General features: G+C 39.4%; 16 protein-coding genes. 14 read left to right on the forward strand and 2 right to left on the reverse strand.

Annotated elements, in window-relative coordinates; genetic code table 11:
- The first annotated feature begins 84 nt into the window (after positions 1-84).
- From ASU1_RS01190 to priA, 4 genes are all read left to right on the forward strand, one after another.
- On the forward strand, positions 85-1,302 hold the full coding sequence (locus tag ASU1_RS01190; protein WP_014991041.1) for a pyridoxal phosphate-dependent aminotransferase: 1,218 nt from the start codon (positions 85-87) through the stop codon (positions 1,300-1,302).
- Between the two features lie 54 nt (positions 1,303-1,356).
- The gene (gene rarD, locus ASU1_RS01195) at positions 1,357-2,250 is read left to right on the forward strand and encodes an EamA family transporter RarD (RefSeq protein WP_014991042.1); all 894 of its coding nucleotides are present in this window, start codon (positions 1,357-1,359) and stop codon (positions 2,248-2,250) included.
- The gene (gene rarD / locus ASU1_RS01200; protein WP_014991043.1) at positions 2,251-3,117 is read left to right on the forward strand and encodes an EamA family transporter RarD; all 867 of its coding nucleotides are present in this window, start codon (positions 2,251-2,253) and stop codon (positions 3,115-3,117) included. It abuts the gene before it with no gap.
- Between the two features lie 109 nt (positions 3,118-3,226).
- Complete coding sequence (gene priA / locus ASU1_RS01205; RefSeq protein WP_289710377.1) at positions 3,227-5,443, forward strand: primosomal protein N'; 2,217 nt, start codon at positions 3,227-3,229, stop codon at positions 5,441-5,443.
- A gap of 82 nt (positions 5,444-5,525) precedes the next feature.
- Here priA and ASU1_RS01210 read toward each other — a convergent pair whose 3' ends face one another.
- Complete coding sequence (locus ASU1_RS01210) at positions 5,526-6,269, reverse strand: YdcF family protein (protein WP_014991045.1); 744 nt, start codon at positions 6,267-6,269, stop codon at positions 5,526-5,528.
- An 88-nt stretch (positions 6,270-6,357) separates the two neighbouring features.
- On the opposite strand from ASU1_RS01210, the gene ASU1_RS01215 reads away from it, so the two are divergent.
- The 10 genes from ASU1_RS01215 (at position 6,358) to ASU1_RS01260 (ending at position 16,633) form a co-directional block, all read left to right on the forward strand.
- The gene (locus ASU1_RS01215) at positions 6,358-6,990 is read left to right on the forward strand and encodes an acetyltransferase (protein ID WP_014991046.1); all 633 of its coding nucleotides are present in this window, start codon (positions 6,358-6,360) and stop codon (positions 6,988-6,990) included.
- Between the two features lie 27 nt (positions 6,991-7,017).
- Positions 7,018-8,055, forward strand: a complete 1,038-nt coding sequence (neuB, locus tag ASU1_RS01220) for an N-acetylneuraminate synthase (RefSeq protein ID WP_014991047.1) — start codon at positions 7,018-7,020, stop codon at positions 8,053-8,055.
- Positions 8,056-8,371: 316 nt separating this feature from the next.
- Positions 8,372-9,634: a cytidylyltransferase domain-containing protein gene (locus ASU1_RS01225; protein ID WP_014991048.1), complete on the forward strand. Its 1,263-nt coding sequence runs from the start codon at positions 8,372-8,374 to the stop codon at positions 9,632-9,634.
- Entirely contained in the window at positions 9,634-10,791 is a 1,158-nt protein-coding gene (gene neuC, locus ASU1_RS01230) for a UDP-N-acetylglucosamine 2-epimerase (RefSeq protein WP_014991049.1), read from the forward strand. The genes ASU1_RS01225 and neuC overlap by 1 nt, the downstream gene beginning before the upstream one ends.
- Positions 10,792-10,849: 58 nt before the next feature.
- Entirely contained in the window at positions 10,850-12,058 is a 1,209-nt protein-coding gene (locus ASU1_RS01235; RefSeq protein WP_014991050.1) for an oligosaccharide flippase family protein, read from the forward strand.
- Positions 12,058-12,987, forward strand: coding sequence for a glycosyltransferase family 52 (locus ASU1_RS01240; RefSeq protein WP_014991051.1), 930 nt, complete (start codon positions 12,058-12,060; stop codon positions 12,985-12,987). Before ASU1_RS01235 ends, ASU1_RS01240 begins: the two co-directional genes overlap by 1 nt.
- 3 nt (positions 12,988-12,990) lie before the next feature.
- Complete coding sequence (locus ASU1_RS01245; RefSeq protein ID WP_014991052.1) at positions 12,991-13,761, forward strand: glycosyltransferase family 25 protein; 771 nt, start codon at positions 12,991-12,993, stop codon at positions 13,759-13,761.
- A gap of 7 nt (positions 13,762-13,768) precedes the next feature.
- Complete coding sequence (locus ASU1_RS01250) at positions 13,769-14,959, forward strand: hypothetical protein (protein WP_014991053.1); 1,191 nt, start codon at positions 13,769-13,771, stop codon at positions 14,957-14,959.
- Complete coding sequence (locus ASU1_RS01255) at positions 14,952-15,833, forward strand: glycosyltransferase family 2 protein (RefSeq protein WP_014991054.1); 882 nt, start codon at positions 14,952-14,954, stop codon at positions 15,831-15,833. The genes ASU1_RS01250 and ASU1_RS01255 overlap by 8 nt, the downstream gene beginning before the upstream one ends.
- Positions 15,833-16,633, forward strand: coding sequence for a glycosyltransferase family 2 protein (locus ASU1_RS01260; protein ID WP_014991055.1), 801 nt, complete (start codon positions 15,833-15,835; stop codon positions 16,631-16,633). The genes ASU1_RS01255 and ASU1_RS01260 overlap by 1 nt, the downstream gene beginning before the upstream one ends.
- A 34-nt stretch (positions 16,634-16,667) precedes the next feature.
- On the opposite strand, the gene msrA is transcribed toward ASU1_RS01260, so the two are convergent.
- Positions 16,668-17,174 (reverse strand): peptide-methionine (S)-S-oxide reductase MsrA, encoded by a 507-nt coding sequence (gene msrA / locus ASU1_RS01265; protein WP_014991056.1) that lies wholly within the window; start codon positions 17,172-17,174, stop codon positions 16,668-16,670.
- Positions 17,175-17,195: the final 21 nt, after the last annotated feature.

A 17,195-nucleotide genomic window follows, 5' to 3' on the forward strand; every position in this document is an offset into this window, starting at 1 on the left:
TAAATTCCTACCAAATCAGAGTAAAGTTGAACAATTTTCTACAATAAACAACCAATTTACCTAAAACATAACAGGACAAACACAATGGAACGTTTCCCTAAATCAGATAAATTAGCACAAGTTCGATATGATATCCGTGGGCCGATTCATAAAGAAGCACTTCGCTTGGAAGAAGAAGGGCATAAAATTTTAAAATTAAATATCGGTAACCCTGCGCCATTCGGCTTTGAAGCACCGGATGAAATTTTAGTTGATGTGATTCGCAATTTACCAAAAGCGCAAGGCTATTGTGATTCAAAAGGCTTATATTCTGCACGTAAAGCGGTTGTTCAATATTATCAATCAAAAGGGATTCGTGGCGTAGATGTGAATGACGTCTATATCGGGAACGGCGTATCGGAATTGATCACAATGTCGATGCAAGCATTGTTAAATGATGGTGATGAAATTTTGATTCCGATGCCGGATTATCCGCTTTGGACAGCGGCATCAACCCTTGCGGGCGGCAAAGCGGTACATTATCTGTGTGATGAAGAAAACGAATGGTTTCCGGATATTGAAGATATTAAAGCGAAAATCACACCTCGCACCAAAGCCATTTTGGTGATTAACCCGAATAACCCGACCGGTGCGGTTTATAGTCGTTCTGTTTTATTAGAGATTGCCGAAATTGCTCGTCAGCACAATCTCATTATTTTTGCTGATGAGATCTATGAAAAGATCATTTATGACGGTGCGGTACATCACCATATCGCAGCGCTTGCGCCGGATTTATTATGTGTAACTTATAACGGCTTATCGAAAGCCTATCGCGTTGCTGGTTTCCGTCAAGGTTGGATGGTATTAAGCGGGCCGAAAAACCATGCGAAAGGGTTTATTGAAGGCTTGGATATGCTGTCTTCAATGCGTTTATGTGCCAATACCCCGATGCAACACGCAATTCAAACGGCATTAGGTGGTTACCAAAGTATTGATGAGTTCGTGTTACCGGGCGGACGCTTGTTAGAACAACGAGACAAAATGTATGAGTTGTTGGTACAAATTCCGGGGATTTCTTGTGTGAAAGCAAAAGGTGCGCTTTATATGTTCCCGAAAATTGACACGGAAATGTATGGTATTAAAGACGATGCGAAATTTATTTACGACTTATTACAAGCAGAAAAAGTGTTGTTGGTACAAGGCTCCGGTTTTAACTGGCATAAACCGGATCATTTCCGTGTCGTAACCTTGCCTTATGCGCATCAAATTGAAGAAGCATTGGGACGCCTCGCTAACTTCTTAAAAAATTATAAACAATCTTAATCTTTTCTCTGCCCCATCCACGGGGCAGATTACTTTTATCTGTCTAGCTATTATATGCAACTCGGTATTATTTATTCACTTTCCGCTTCCGCATTATTCGGCGGAATGTATTATCTCGCCACCTTACTACGCCCGCTTTCCGGTGAGAGCTTATTCGGCATTCGTATGGTTGTTACCTTACCTTTTCTATTTTTCGTGATTTTCGTGTTGAAGAAACAACATGAATTTTTTGCGTTTGCAAAGCGTTTGAAACAACAACCTCATTTAATTCTCGTCATATTGATCACTTCAGCGATTGTCGGCTCGCAAATGTGGCTTTTCTTATGGGCGCCAAATAGCGGCAAAGCGTTGGAAGTTTCAATGGGTTATTTGCTGATGCCGATCGTCATGGTGGCTTTCGGACGTTTGGTTTATAAAGAAAGTCTATCCCGTGTGAAGTGGTTGGCGATTATTTTTGCAACATTAGGCGTGTTAAATAGCGTCATTTTTGCCGGTGGTATTTCTTGGGAAGGCGTTTTTGTTTTTGTTGGTTATCCGGTTTATTTCCATATCCGTCGAAAATTCCAGTTAAGTAATATCTATAGTTTTATCTTTGAAATTATGTTCCTGATTCCCATTTCGCTGTATTTTATTTGGAATACCGATATGGATTTTATTTATGCGCAAAATCCGAATATTTACTACTTTATTGCGATTTTAAGCGTAGTAAGTGGCACAGCGCTGCTTTCTTACACATTAGCCAGCACCATATTGCCGTTTAATGTACTTGGCTTATTAGGTTACTTAGAGCCGACATTTATGATGATAATTTCATTTTTAATCGGTGAGCGATTGGATCCAAATTCCTATTTTCTGATGACCTGTTTGGTGATTGCGGTATTTTTCTTAATTTTAGACGGTCTTTTCAGTATCCGAAAACAGCGTAAAAAAGTGATCGCGGAGAATTAAATGTTAAAGGGCATCTTATGCTGTATGAGCGCCAACTTCTTATTTGGTTTGGGTTATTACTTCGCAATCTTATTGCGCCCGCTCAATGGCGAAAGTATGTTTGGCTTCCGTATTGTGGTGCTAGCGCCCTTTATCTTATTAGCGATTTTACTGTTTAAACAAACGGCGAAATTTCAGCAGCTTTGGCAAAAAATCAAGCAAAATCCACCGCTTGTCTTGGTGCTGTTATTGCTTGCTTTGAATACCGGCATTCAGCTTTGGTTATTTTTATGGGCGCCGAATAACGGGCAAGCGATTGAAGTTTCGATTGGTTATTTATTACTGCCGATTGTAGCGGTAGCATTGGGTAAAATTGTGTTTAAAGAACATTTTACTTTATTGAAATGGTTGTCACTTGGTTTTGCTGTGATCGGTGTGGCTTCCAATATTTGGCTGACCGGTTCGTTTTCGTGGGCGACCATTGTCGCCGGTGTCGGTTATCCGCTGTACATTACGCTACGCCGCTATTTCGGTATTAATACGCTTGCCACCTTTTTCGTTGAGCTGCTGTTAGTGATGCCGTTTGCCGGTTATTTTATTGCACAAACCGATATGCAGCCGATTATTGTTGGCAATCAGTATATTTATTATTTTTTGGCTTTGTTCGGCTTAGTCAACGGTGCTGCATTTATCTTATATATTGCCTCCAGTAATTTATTACCAGTCAATGTGCTTGGTTTACTCGGTTATGTAGAACCGCTGGTAATGCTTTGTGTTTCGTTTATGATTGGCGAAGTATTGGATTCCAAATCCTACCTGTTAATGGTTTGTTTAGCGTTAGCGATTACTTTATTAACTATTGATAACTTTAGATTGACACGTAAGTGATTGAATGTGCTTTTAAGCCAGAGTGACAAGCGGTCAAATTTTTATGATTTTTTGCAAAACCTCCGAGGACAATAGATAATAAGCTATTGTCCTTTCATTTTTATAGATTATGTCGAAGCTAGTTAGAGTGGCATTGCCTGTGCCGTTACATCGTTATTTTGATTATTTGCTGCCGCCGTTTTTGTCGGCAGTCAAAGGCGTGCGTGTTGAAGTGCCTTTCGGTAATCAAACGAAAATTGGCGTGGTGGTGGATTTTCCCGAAACGAGCGATGTGCCTGAAGAGAAGCTAAAACCGATTAAAACGGTATTAGATTTAGAACCGATTTTTGACGATGAAATTTGGACGCTGCTCAGTTGGGCGGCTCGTTATTATCACGCGCCTATCGGTGAAGTGGCGATCAATGCCTTGCCGGTGAAATTACGTAACGGCGATAGCACCGAAAGATCGCAACCGGATTACTTTGCGGTTACCGAAGCCGGGCGGGCTGCATTGCTTTCGGGTGAAAACAGACGAGCGAAAAAACAGCAAGATTTACTGGCGGAACTGGCAGAAATTGCAAATTTTTTTGAAAAACCGACCGCTTGTAGCCAATCGGCTTGGAAAGGGCTATTGGAAAAAAACTATATCGAACCGGTTAATGTGCCGTTTGAGCCGCAACATTGGCAAAAAAAATTGCAAAATCGACCGCTTGTAAATTTGCAGAATCGACTGGTATTAAATAAACAGCAAACCTTGGTCGTTAGCCGTTTAACGGTACAAAACGGCTTTGAAACCTTTTTATTGAATGGTGTGACCGGTTCGGGTAAAACTGAAGTGTATCTGCAAGTGATTGAAGAGGTGTTAAAGCGAGGCGAACAAGTGTTGGTGTTAGTGCCGGAAATCGGACTGACCCCACAAACGGTACAACGATTTAAAGCCCGTTTTAATGTTGAAATTGACGTGCTGCATTCGAATATGAATGAAACCGAGCGCTTGAATGCTTGGTTGCGAGCAAAAAACGGTGAAAGTGCGATTATCATCGGCACGCGTTCGGCATTGTTCAGCCAGTTTGAGAAATTGGGTTTAATCATTATTGATGAAGAACACGATAGTTCTTTCAAACAACAAGACGGCTGGCGTTATCACGCAAGAGATTTGGCAATTTTACGGGCGAAAAATTTACATATCCCGATTATTTTGGGTTCTGCAACGCCAAGTTTGGAAAGCGTACAAAACGTTCAAAACGGTAAGTTTATTGAGCTATCTTTAACCGCTCGTGCCGGTAATGCTCAACAGGCGAAACAGCAATTGATTGATTTAAAAACACAGCGTATTACCGCCGGACTTTCCGACCGCTTATTAGCGATGATGAAACGGCATTTGGAGCAAGGCAATCAGGTGATGTTGTTTTTAAATCGCCGCGGCTTTGCACCGGTTTTACTTTGTCACGAGTGTGGCTGGATGTGTGAATGTGACGCTTGTGAAAAGCCTTACACTTATCATCAGAAACAGAAAATTTTGCGTTGCCATCACTGTTCTTCACAGCGAGTGATTCCTCGCCAGTGCGGACATTGCGGCTCAACTAATCTGATTACAACAGGTGTGGGGACAGAGCAGTTGGAGCAAGTGTTAAGTGAGCAATTCCCAACTTACCAAATTAGCCGTATCGACCGAGATTCCACCGCTCGTAAAGGAGCATTGGAAAATCACTTAAATGATATCCGAGAAGGCAAAAGCCAAATTTTGATTGGCACGCAAATGCTAGCGAAAGGACACCATTTTCCGAATGTAACTTTAGTGGCGATTGTGAATGTAGATTCGGCTCTGTTTTCGACCGACTTCCGTGCGGAAGAACGTTTGGCACAGCTTTATGTGCAAGTGGCGGGACGTGCTGGACGAGCGGAAAAGCAGGGCGAAGTGGTATTACAAACTCATTATCCGGAACATCCGTTGCTCAAGACTTTGTTAGAACAAGGTTATTTGGCGTTTGCACAAGAAGCGTTAAAAATGCGTAAAGTGATGGGGTTGCCGCCGTTTGCTGCGCAAGTATTGCTACGAGCAACCGGTAAAGACAATCAGCAAGTAGTAAATCTTTTGCAAAATTTGACCGCTTACTTCCAGCAAAAAAGCACGGAACTCGGTTTACAGGATATTCAAATTCTACCGCCTTTTTCCGCACCGATGGCAAAAAAAGCAGGGCATTATCGCTGGCTGTTATTAATTCAGCATCGCTCAAGAGGCGTATTACAACAGTTGATCGATCAATTTGATTTGGATAAAGCCAATTTAGGCTTACAAAATAATATTCGTTTAACCTTAGATATCGATCCGCAAGAAATCGGCTAACAGCGGATTCATACGATAAGCGGTTTGATTTTCCTCGTTTTTTGCAAAAAATAACGAAAATCAGACCGCTTGTTATGTAAGGCTAGAGGGATTCTTTTAGGTAGCCCATCCATTCTTTCAGTGAAATCATCACACTGCTCAACGCTCCGGCTTGCGGAAGATAATAGAAATAATTGTAGTAATCTTCCGGTGTAACGCCTGCACCGGTACTTGCCGGTAACACTTCAAAACCTTGCTTTTCAAACAACATTTTAGCGCGTTTCATATGCCATTGGTTGGTGACCAAGACAATTTTATTGATGCCTTCTTTAGCTAACATTTCACGAGAAAATTGCGCATTTTCTTTGGTGGTTTTTGCTTTTTCTTCCAACCATTTTGCTTTTACTTGGAAGAATTGTTCAAATTCTTTTGCCATCATTGCTGCTTCGGAATTGCCGTTCGGACTGCTTCCGGTCACTAAAATCGGTAGTGATGTTTCTTTAGTTAAAAAAGCTCCGTATCGCATACGATCAAGAGTGGAATCACCGGTAGCAATGTTGCCGAATAATTCTTGGCTGTCCCGCATACCACCGCTTAATACCACAATCGCTTGAGCAGAGCGGTAATCATCAAGAGTTAAATTATCATTGGTTACTAATGAATCACTGAGCTTGGTTGCAACAAGAGGAGTGCTGATCAGATACAAGACGATAATGCCGAATGCGGCTAGGAAACGGCTTAATTTTTTGTAGTGAAAACGTGCGAGTATCAGAGAAAGGATCCAAAGTAGCGCAATGCTAAACGGCGGTAAGATAATTGATGTCAGCAGTTTGGTTAGAAAAAACATTGTTGCTCCCGATAGATAAATATTTTGCGTATTTTCTACGATTTATTGCTAAAATGCACATTCTATTTCTCTTTGAGTGAAAGATACGATGAGAAAAAAAATTGTACTAATAGGTGCCGGCGGTTACGCTAAGTCTGTTTTAGACTCGTTAGATGAGCAACAGTTCGAGTTCTGTGGGTTTATTGATAATTTTAAACCAACCGGTTGTTCGCATTTAGGCTATCCGATTCTGGCACATACGATCCAAGAATTTGAACAGCGAGATCAATATTGCTATTTCGTTAGTATTGGCAATAACGAGCATCGCCTCGAAAAATTTTTAGCGTTAACTCAGTTGGGCTGCGAAATTGTGAATGTGATTGATAAAACCGCAATTGTGTCCAATCGTTCTCAACTGGGGAAAGGCGTATTTGTCGGCAAAATGGCAATCGTGAATGCGGGGGTAACGGTTGGTGATAACGTGGTTATCAACACGAAAGCCTTGGTTGAACATGGTTGTTTTATCGGCAATCACTGCAATATTTCGACCAATACGACACTAAACGGTGATGTGATTGTCGAAGATTATGCCTTTGTCGGCAGCTCGTCTGTGGTGAATGGTCAGCTACGTATCGGTGAAAAAGCGATGGTTGGCTCCGGTGCGGTGGTGATTCGTAATGTCGAACCTCGTACGGTGGTGGCGGGTGTACCGGCTAAATTTATTAAAGAACATAATCATTAAGAAAAGTCTCTATAGGAAGCAAATTAAATGAGTAAAGTATTTATCGTGGCAGAAATCGGTTGTAACCATAACGGTGATCCTGCGTTAGCGAAAAAAATGGTGGATGTGGCGAAAGAATGTGGGGTGGATGCGGTAAAATTCCAAACCTTCAAAGCGGATAAATTAATTTCAAAATATGCGCCGAAAGCGGAATATCAAAAAGTCACGACCGGTACGGCTGATTCTCAATTAGAGATGACCCGTAAACTGGAATTACCTTATGATGAATTTGTGAAATTAGAAGCTTACGCACGTTCATTAGGTTTAGAGGTGTTTTCAACACCGTTCGATTTTGAGTCGATTGATTTTTTAGCCAGCCAGCAGCAAAAAGTGTGGAAAATTCCGTCAGGTGAATTAACCAACTTGCCGTATTTAGAAAAAATTGCACGTTTACCGATTGAAGGTAAAACCATTGTGATTTCAACCGGTATGGCAACAATTGAAGAGACAAAACAATCACTTAAAGTTTTGGAAGATAATGGGATGGCGAAAAAAGACATCACCATTTTACACTGCAATACCGAATATCCGACTCCTTACGAAGATGTGAACTTAAATGCATTCCATCAATTAAAACAGGAATTCGGCGAATACAGTTTAGGTTTCTCAGACCATTCAGCGGGCTACTTTGCGGGGCTTGCGGCAGTACCTTACGGTATTACTTTTATTGAGAAACATTTTACTTTAGATAAAAACTTTGAAGGTCCGGACCATAAAGCATCGGTCACGCCGGAAGAATTAAAATTATTATGTGAAGGGATTCGTGCAGTAGAAAAATCACTCGGTTCTTCAGAAAAAATCGTGACCAATTCGGAAGCAAAAAACAAAATCGTGGCGCGTAAATCAATTATTGCCGCTCGTCCAATCAAAAAAGGCGAAATTTTTACTACCGATAACATTACCACCAAACGCCCGGGCAATGGTATTAGCCCGATGTTCTGGTATGAGGTATTAGGTAAAGAAGCGCAACAGGATTTTGAAGAAGATCAGCTGATTGCCGACAGTCGTTTTGAAAACCAAATGTAATTCTCGCCCCCATTTGGGGGCATTTTTAGCTTAGGGTCTGTTTATCTTTCATTAACAGCTGCGTTGTTGCCTAAAATAGCCACAGGCTAGGCGTAAACGTAGTGAATAGCAGCCCTATTAACAAGTTTTACAACGATGCAGGTGGCTATTTTAGGCACAACCCAACTGGGACGGGCTTATTTTCCGCCAACTCTGCGTTAAAAACCGTTTGTTTAGAATAACTAAACGGCACGTTTTTCTGCCTTGATTTGGCGAAAAATATGCTCCGTCGCAGCCGTTTATGAAAGATAAACAGACCCTATAAGCGGTCAAATTTATGAAAAAAATTGCAATTATCACGGCACGTTCCGGTTCAAAAGGATTGCCGAATAAAAATGTGTTATTGGTCGAAGGTAAACCGTTAATGGCGTATTCGATTGAAGCGGCGATTGAGTCTGGCGAATTTGAAAAAATTATTGTGAGTACAGACTCGCAAGAATATATTGATTTACTTGCACATTATCCGATTGAATTTATCAAACGTGCGCCACACTTAGCCGGTGATAAAGCTAGCTCATTTGTGGTTATTGAAGACGTGTTACAACAATATCAATCGACCGCATTTGATTACTTTGTATTATTGCAACCGACCTCGCCGCTTCGTACCGCACAGCATATTCAAGAGGCTTGTGCCAAGTTTGAAGCGCAGTTTGAACATTTTGATTTTTGTGTGTCGGTCTCTGATGCGCATAAGCCGACCACATTAACTCGCTCGATTGAAGAAGACGAAAGTCTAAAACATTTCCAATTGGATTATTCCAATTACGCTCGTCAGCAATATCATCCGGAATATTCGCCGAACGGTGCAATTTTTATTGCAAAACCGACCGCTTATCTTGAGCAGAAACATTTCTATGGTGCGAAATCACTCGCTTATTTTATGGATAAGGATGTTTCTATTGATATTGACGATCGTAAAGACTTCGAATATTTCTACTTCATTATGCAACAACGCCAGCAAGAAAAATTGCAGTTGGAGCGCATCCGTATTCGTATACTAAGTAAAAAAGAACTCTTTACACAAAATACAGACATTACTTTAGTCGGACATTCGATTTTAGATCAGTGGTCAATTCAATCACTAAGCGGCAAAAGTGTGTGTAACCTTGGGTTTTCCGGTATTTCAGCGAAAGAATATTTAGCTGAAATTATTGATAAAGGCTTAATTAAAACATTAGGTAACGATGTTGTCGTGATGTTAGGCACAAACGATCTGACTCGCTATGGTGAGACGAATGAGTCTATTTGTCATGCTATTCAAGATTTGATTGCTAAACTCAAAGCGATCCGCTCGGATATCAATATTTACTTTTTAGAAATTACTCCGGTTGCTTTTAGAGCGGAACGTAGTAACGAGAAAATTATCGCACTGAATCAATTACTAAAAGCGTCATTAACCAATGTGATTTGGATAGATTTATACCAAGCATTTTGTGACCAATACGGCAAACTTACGATGGAATTTACTACGGATGGCTTGCACTTAAATGCAAAAGGCTATGAAAAATTGACCGCTATTTTGGAACAAGAGATCAAGTAATGAAACGAATTGCGTATATAACGGGCTCGAGAGCCGAGTATGGCATCGTAAAACGCCTGCTCAAAAAATTAAATGACGATCCGGCATTGGATTTTTCATTGGTGGTGACCGCAATGCACCTAGATGCCCAGTACGGTAGTACGGTGACGGTGATCGAACAAGACGGTTTTGAAATTGCCGCACGTATTCCGCTTACACTCAATGCTGAAAATAACCAAACGATTATTCATTCGATGGCGGAATGTTTAGATCATTTTGGGGCGCATTTTCAACAGCATAAATATGATGCGGTGATTGTGTTAGGTGATCGCTACGAAATGCTGGCGGTGGCAACGGCAGCGGCAATGCACAATATTCCGTTGATTCATTTACACGGTGGTGAACAAACACTCGGTAATTATGATGAATTTATTCGTCATTGCATTACTAAAATGTCAAAGCTGCATTTAACTGCCACCGAAGAATATAAAAAGCGTGTAATTCAGTTGGGTGAAGATCCAAAATATGTGCATAACGTAGGTTCATTAGGTGCGGAAAATAGTTTATTGCTCAGCTTACCAAGCCGAACGCAATTAATTGAAACACGCCAGATTCCAAGCGGTGATTATTTTATGGTTGTATTTCATCCAGAAACACTCACTGAACAACCAGTGTTACAACAAGTGGAGCAACTGTTAGCCGCATTAGATCAGTTTAAAGACCGTTATCAATTTGTGTTTATCGGCTCGAATTCGGACACAAGTGCGGATCAAATCTTCAACCGTTTCCAAACTTATACCGCACAAAACGGTTATTGCTTCTTCACCTCTGTGAAACCGGAAGAATATTTAGCACTAATTAAATATTCGAAAGGCTTAATTGGTAATAGCTCATCCGGTTTATTAGAAGCGCCAAGTTGTGGTGTCGGCACGGTAAATATCGGCAACCGTCAGCAAGGACGTGTACGTGGAGAAACAGTGATTGACGTGGAAACGACCACCGAAGCGATTAAAGCCGGCATTGAGCAATTAATCTCAGCGGATTTTCAGCAGCGTTTACCGCAGATGATAAATCCGTATTATCAAGAAAATGCAATGGAAAAAGCTTATAAAGTGATTAAACACTTTTTAAATGACGTTGAAAAAGATCAACCGAAAGCTTTTTACGATCTTCCTTAAAAATTGAACCGCTTGTTTGCCTTACAAGCGGTTAATTTTCTTTATTTTTTTGCAAACTATGAAAGCTGTAAAAGATAGTGTTATTTACCTTGGCGGTGAGTTGATTTCAAAAGCCGTGCCTTTTTTGCTATTGCCTTATTTATCTCGTAAGCTAGGGGTTCAAGGCTATGGTGAGTTATCGTATTATCAGACTTATCTTGTTCTTTTCCTGATTTTAGTTGGCTTAAGTCAAGAAGGGGCGGTAGCGCGTTATTTTTATTTTTATGGAAAACGTTCGCTGAATTTAGTTGTCTCAACTGGATATGCCTATACGACCTTGGTCGGCTCGATTATTTTGGCTATTTGTTGGTACTTTAAGGCCGAAATCATTGCTTATTTAGCTATCTCTGCGGTGTTTCAATCGTTTTTAGCGGTGCAGTTGAGCGTCCGCCAATGCCAAAAACAAGCGATTCCGTATATGGTTATTCAATCGCTGACGAGTTTTGTTTCTGTAATTCTGACAGTGGCGATGTTGGAGTTTTATCAAACGGATCTGGTTGAAAAACGCATTTTAGCGATTTTGTTTGGTAATTTGATTGTATTCTGTTTAGCGTACTTTCTGTATTTCAGAAAAATTAATAGTCATAGACGTTTTAGCTTACATCAGCATAAGCTTGGGTTAATGTATTTATTAGGGTTTGGTGTGCCGCTGTTGTTACATCAAGCAAGCTTTTATTTAAAAGGTCAGTTAGACCGAATTTTTATTTTCCATCAATTTAGCCAAATTGATTTAGGACTTTATGCGATGGGAGCGCAAATTGCCGCAATTCTAATGATTTTATTGCAGGCATTAAATAAAGCGACGCTTCCTTATTTTTATGAAGGCTTAAAACAAAAAACGATTACTTTGAATAAGGTGCATAAATGGGCAGCTTATTCACTATTATTTGTGCCAATTCCTTCATTAATTATGTGGATGATTCCTGAGTCCGTAGTAGTTTGGCTATTAGGGAATCAATTTATTGGCACGAAGTATTTTATTATCTTATTTTTATTATCAACTTCGTTAACGGTTCCCTATTTTATTTTGGTGAATTATTTGTTTTATTACGGAAAAAATAAAATTATTTCACTTTCTTCGGTATTATCTACCGTTGTATATGTAATCAGCTTATTATTGTTAGCGAAGACTAAAATTGAGTATGTGCCTTATGCGAGTATTATTGGCGGAGTAAGTTTACTGCCAATTTTATATAGCATGACTAAAAGAGTGAGAACGGAAACTTAATGAATTTAATTATTTGCCATACCCCTTTACAGGTGCTTGTGGCGGAAAAAATTATGCAGAAATACCCAGAACAGGAATTTTTCGGCATCATGTTTACTTTTGAATCTTATAATAATCATAAGTTTCAGAATTATTGGGCACGATTTAGCAAGTTTTGCAAAGAGGCTTTCTTATTTAGCTATCCAAAGTCCGGCAAGCTGAACTTATTAATCGCATTATTGCGTGCTAAGCAAAAAGTAAAAAATTTAAATGTTGAAAAATTATTTGTAGCAAGTATTGATGATCAATTCGTTCAATTGATTTGTAGTACAGTGAGTTTTAAGCAACTACATACATTTGATGACGGTACGGCAAATATCGTGCCAAATAGTATTTATTATCAAGATTCGCTGAAAACATTAAAGCGTAAAATAGTGAATTGTTTATTAGGAAACCGCTATAGCACTCAAACTTTGCGAGCATTATCGAGTAAGCATTATACGATTTATCCGAATTTACCAAATATTATTGAGAATGTTGAAGCGGTTTCTTTTGCAAAATTAACGCCAAATCAGACCGCTTGTCAGCACGAACCGATTAAGTTGTTACTTGGCCAGCCACTTTTTGATGATGCCAAGGAAAATATTGCGTTAGCAGAGCGAGTTATTCAACAATTTGGGATTACAGCGTATCTACCCCATCCTCGAGAACGCTATCGTTTGACTGGGGTTGAATACATCAATACGGATTTAATTTTTGAAGATTATATTTACCAAGCTGCGAACGAACAGAAATATATTATATATACTTATTTTAGCGGCGCTGTGTTGAACGTAATGAATCACCCGAATATTGAAGTGATTTCAATTCGACCTCAATTAAATAATTCTGTGTATTTGGCTTGTTATAATTTGTTTGAACAAGTTGGTATTAATATTATTGATATTTAAAAAATGAAAAAATATTTAATTTCTTTAGCAAAAGATAGTGCACGCCGTGAACTGTTTTTTTCTCAACCGGATACGGCGGGTTTTCAAGTATTTGATGCAATCAATACGATGTCGCTTGAATGGCAAGAACTTGCACAAAAATATGATTTAACCAAATTTGAGCAACGCTATCAGCGTAAAGCCACCAAAGGCGAGGTCGGTTGTACATTTAGTCATTTGGGCGTGTATCAACAAATCATTAATGATGAAAGCATTACTGAGCATGAATATTGTTTGGTATGTGAAGATGATGCGCTTTTTAATCAAGGTTTCCAGTACACGTTAGATAAGTTGGTTCAGCAAGATTTGACGGCAGATATTATTTTGGTCGGTCAATCTAAAATTTTAAGTTTTGAAGATCCGTTGTTGGAAATTGAATTCCCAGCTACCTTCAAGCAGCAAATGAAGCCCATTGATAATACGACTTATCGTTTGGCGTATCCTTATAAAAATTATTATGCGGGTACGGTTGCTTATTTAATCAAAAAATCCAGTGCTAGAAAATTTTTAACAACGGGAGCATTACCGTTTTGGTTAGCCGATGATTTTATTTTATTTGAGCAGCAGTGGGGATTGGATATCTTAGTGGTTCGCCCTTTGATGGCAATTGAAAATCCGGCCTTAACCAGTAATTTGGAAGGCGCAAGAGCTTCGCAGCAGCAAGCTACTTTTAAGAAAATTTTAAAATATCCGCTGAAAAAATTATTAGCAATTAAACGTAACGCTTTTAACTAGAGAAAATATGAGCGCATTAATTAATTTGTTTTATATCTATGACCCATGGGTAATGCATTTTATTCGAATGGCATTCGTGGCTGGGGCATTTTCTTGTGTATTACTTGCCTATCGTTGGTACCAAAAACGAATTGACGGTATTCGAGTGCCGGTTGACAGTATTACTGTGATTTTGGCATTGATTGTACTCTCGGCAGTGCCTCTTCTGATTAACGGTACGAAAGATTTTTCCGTATTGATTATGTATTCGAAAACCTTGATTCTATTTGGTTTCGGGGTTGTGATTTATAACCTGTTTTATGGACGAGCTGATAAACAGAATCAACTGGTTAACGATCTAAAATGGGGGATTGGCACACAAGCGCTTATTGGTATTTTAGGTTTAACCGGAATCGCTATTTTTTCGGACATTGCTTTAGGTACAAACATGAGTTTGTTTTTACCTAAGTTTAGAGGATCAGAGCAAGAGTATCGTTTATATAACATTACTTCCGCTGCCTTTTTCCAATTAAGCGCTTTTTATTTGATGCTGCTTAATTTTATGCTGGCATACAATGCGAAACACAATAATATGCACGGTGTTTTCGTGTTATTGATCTTATTTATCGGGGTGATCTCCGGACGGACATTTTTTACTTTTTCAGTGCTAAGTATCTTGTTGTATTTTAAATGGCGTTACCTCCCTTACCTGTTGCTCTTTGTTGCAATTGTATTGGGGCTAGCGGTTTATTTGCCTGAACATCCTTATGTTGCACATGCCTTAGAACCGGTGATTAATATTTTATCTGGCGCGGATAGAGTCAGTTCCTCGACCGATACTTTGGTAAATAAGCATTTATTTTTACCGGAGATTAAACAGATTTTAATGGGAGATGGTTATTACTATACGCCGGAGTTACATTATTATGGTGGCTCGGATTCAGGTTTTATTCGTCAAACATTATATGGCGGACTCGGCTATGTATTGGTTTGCTTTGCCTTTACCGCTTATTTTGTCAAACGTATTGCGGATAACTGGTTTGATGGAAGCTGGAAATTTATGCTTTCTACACTGTTTATTCTGAGTGTTTTAAATATTAAAGCTGACACTTATGCTTATCCGGGCATTATGTTAGTGCTACTTATGTTTTTATCGCTATTTGGCGATAAAGGTAGACAGATCGTATTGTTAAGAAGAAAAGATGGAAAAAATGTTTAGTATTATTGTGCCGTCTTATAATCGTGCGAATGAAATTCCGGCGTTGCTAGCTAGTCTTGAGCAGCAGACGAAAAAGAATTTTGAAGTGATTATCGTAGACGACAGATCTACACAAGCGGTCGTTATTGAGCAAAATTTTGCATTTCCGGTCAGGGTAATTCGTAATGAGACGAATAAAGGGGCAGCAGGTAGCCGTAATGTTGGGGCGGAACAAGCCAATTATGAATGGTTGCTATTCCTTGACGATGATGACCGTTTTGCTTCGCAAAAATGCGAAGTGCTTGCTCAAGTTCTGGCACAACACCCTCAAGCGAATTTTGTTTATCATCCGGCCGAGTGTGTGATGGTAAATGAAGGATTTAGTTATGTAACCAAACCGTTTCCTCCGGAAAAGTTGAATTTAGATGCAATGTTGCTTGCTAATAAAATTGGTGGAATGCCGATGTTTGGTATCAAAAAATCATTCTTTTTTGAATTGGGCGGTTTAGCTACGGATTTGAAGTCATTGGAAGATTACGAGTTTGTGCTGAAATTAGTCTCTAGTTCAAACTTTACGCCAGTCTTTGTGGAGCAACCGCTTAGTATTTGTGGTTTCCACACTAAGCGTTCCAGTGTTTCGACTAATACTACTAATACTGAATTGGCATTAGCTGCAATTCGCCAAAAATATGTGAAAACGGATGTGCAAGCAGCAAATTTTGAGATGAATTCGCTGTATATTTTATCTTACCCTTGTGCGATGAATCTTTCCCGCCAAGCGGCAAGTTATTATTGGCAAATGTTCCAACGTAGCCACAGCTTAAAGCATTTAATTATCGCAATGGTTACGTTTATCTCGCCAAAATTGGCAATTAATATGAAAAGGTTTATTTAATGAAATTCTCTGTTTTAATGTCTTTGTATTTCAAAGAAAATCCGCAGTTTTTAAGAGAATGTTTTGAAAGCTTAAAAGCACAAACTCGACCGGCAGATGAAATCGTGGTGTTATTTGACGGAAAAGTCACTCCGGAGTTGGATGCGATTGTGGTGGAATATGAACAACAATTGCCAATTAAAGCGGTGCGTTTTGAGCAAAATCGTGGTTTAGGTAAAACGCTGAACGATGGTTTAAATTATTGTTCGCACGAATGGGTTTTCCGTATGGATACCGATGATATTTGCTTACCAGAACGTTTTGAAAAACAAGTCGCATTTATTGCACAAAATCCGGATACGATAATCTTTGGCGGACAAATTGCCGAATTTGGTGAGAATATTCAAGATATTGTTGCTTACCGAAATGTACCGACCAAAGCGGAAGACATCGTCAAATTTACCCGCTTACGTTGCCCGTTTAATCATATGACAGTTGCCTATAAAAAATCAGCGGTACAAGCATGCGGTGGCTATCAAGATTTACAAGAAGACTATAATCTTTGGGTAAAAATGGTGGCAAACGGCAATAATGTGGCGAATTTAGCCGATTTATTAGTATATGCTCGAGTAGGCAACGGCATGGTAAGTCGTCGTCACGGTTGGAATTATTTCAAAAGCGAATGGCGTTTAATGAAGCTAAAAAATGAATGTAAAATTCACGATCCATTAACCGGATTCGCAATTTTCTTAATGCGAGGTTTACCAAGAATGTTACCGCTTGGCGCATTAAAAGCAATTTACAGCTTAACTCGTAAATAAGTCAAAGGCGTATCGAATGATACGCCTTAATTTTTTATTGATTACGTAGAATCTCATTCATTAATTGCAAATCAATATGGCAATAACCATTTGGATTCTTATCTAAGTAATCTTGATGATATTCTTCCGCCGGGAAATAATGTTCAAGTTTGGTATTTTCTACCGCAAGCGGCTCTGCATATTGTGCTTGTAAATCGGCAAGTGCTTGGTTGATAACGGGAATATCTTGCGGATCAACGTAATAAATCCCAGTACGATATTGAATTCCTTTATCCTCTCCTTGTTGATTCACACTTACCGGATCAATCACTTTAAAATAGTAGTCTAGTAATTTTGCCAAGCTGATTTTATCTGCATCATAAGTCACTTTAACCACTTCCGCATGACCGCTACCAGCACACACTTCTTGATAAGTTGGGTTTTCAGTATTACCGTTTGCATAACCTGATTGTGCATCAATCACGCCATTAATGCGTTGTATAAAGGCTTCGGTCCCCCAAAAGCACCCTCCGGCCAAATAAATTTCTCGAATGTTCGCCATATGTTTCTCCCAATTTTGGTA

The sequence above is a fragment of the Actinobacillus suis ATCC 33415 genome, assembly GCF_000739435.1.
Lineage (GTDB): Bacteria > Pseudomonadota > Gammaproteobacteria > Enterobacterales > Pasteurellaceae > Actinobacillus > Actinobacillus suis.

Coding starts and splice junctions, on each gene's coding strand:
- ASU1_RS01245 (WP_014991052.1), top strand. CDS start 12,991: ATGAAAAAATATTTAATTTCTTTAGCAAAAGATAGTGCACGCCGTGAA.
- ASU1_RS01225 (WP_014991048.1), top strand. CDS start 8,372: ATGAAAAAAATTGCAATTATCACGGCACGTTCCGGTTCAAAAGGATTG.
- neuB (WP_014991047.1), top strand. CDS start 7,018: ATGAGTAAAGTATTTATCGTGGCAGAAATCGGTTGTAACCATAACGGT.
- msrA (WP_014991056.1), bottom strand. CDS start 17,174: ATGGCGAACATTCGAGAAATTTATTTGGCCGGAGGGTGCTTTTGGGGG.
- ASU1_RS01250 (WP_014991053.1), top strand. CDS start 13,769: ATGAGCGCATTAATTAATTTGTTTTATATCTATGACCCATGGGTAATG.
- ASU1_RS01190 (WP_014991041.1), top strand. CDS start 85: ATGGAACGTTTCCCTAAATCAGATAAATTAGCACAAGTTCGATATGAT.
- rarD (WP_014991043.1), top strand. CDS start 2,251: ATGTTAAAGGGCATCTTATGCTGTATGAGCGCCAACTTCTTATTTGGT.
- ASU1_RS01235 (WP_014991050.1), top strand. CDS start 10,850: ATGAAAGCTGTAAAAGATAGTGTTATTTACCTTGGCGGTGAGTTGATT.
- ASU1_RS01215 (WP_014991046.1), top strand. CDS start 6,358: ATGAGAAAAAAAATTGTACTAATAGGTGCCGGCGGTTACGCTAAGTCT.
- ASU1_RS01255 (WP_014991054.1), top strand. CDS start 14,952: ATGTTTAGTATTATTGTGCCGTCTTATAATCGTGCGAATGAAATTCCG.
- ASU1_RS01260 (WP_014991055.1), top strand. CDS start 15,833: ATGAAATTCTCTGTTTTAATGTCTTTGTATTTCAAAGAAAATCCGCAG.
- rarD (WP_014991042.1), top strand. CDS start 1,357: ATGCAACTCGGTATTATTTATTCACTTTCCGCTTCCGCATTATTCGGC.
- ASU1_RS01240 (WP_014991051.1), top strand. CDS start 12,058: ATGAATTTAATTATTTGCCATACCCCTTTACAGGTGCTTGTGGCGGAA.
- neuC (WP_014991049.1), top strand. CDS start 9,634: ATGAAACGAATTGCGTATATAACGGGCTCGAGAGCCGAGTATGGCATC.
- priA (WP_289710377.1), top strand. CDS start 3,227: ATGTCGAAGCTAGTTAGAGTGGCATTGCCTGTGCCGTTACATCGTTAT.
- ASU1_RS01210 (WP_014991045.1), bottom strand. CDS start 6,269: ATGTTTTTTCTAACCAAACTGCTGACATCAATTATCTTACCGCCGTTT.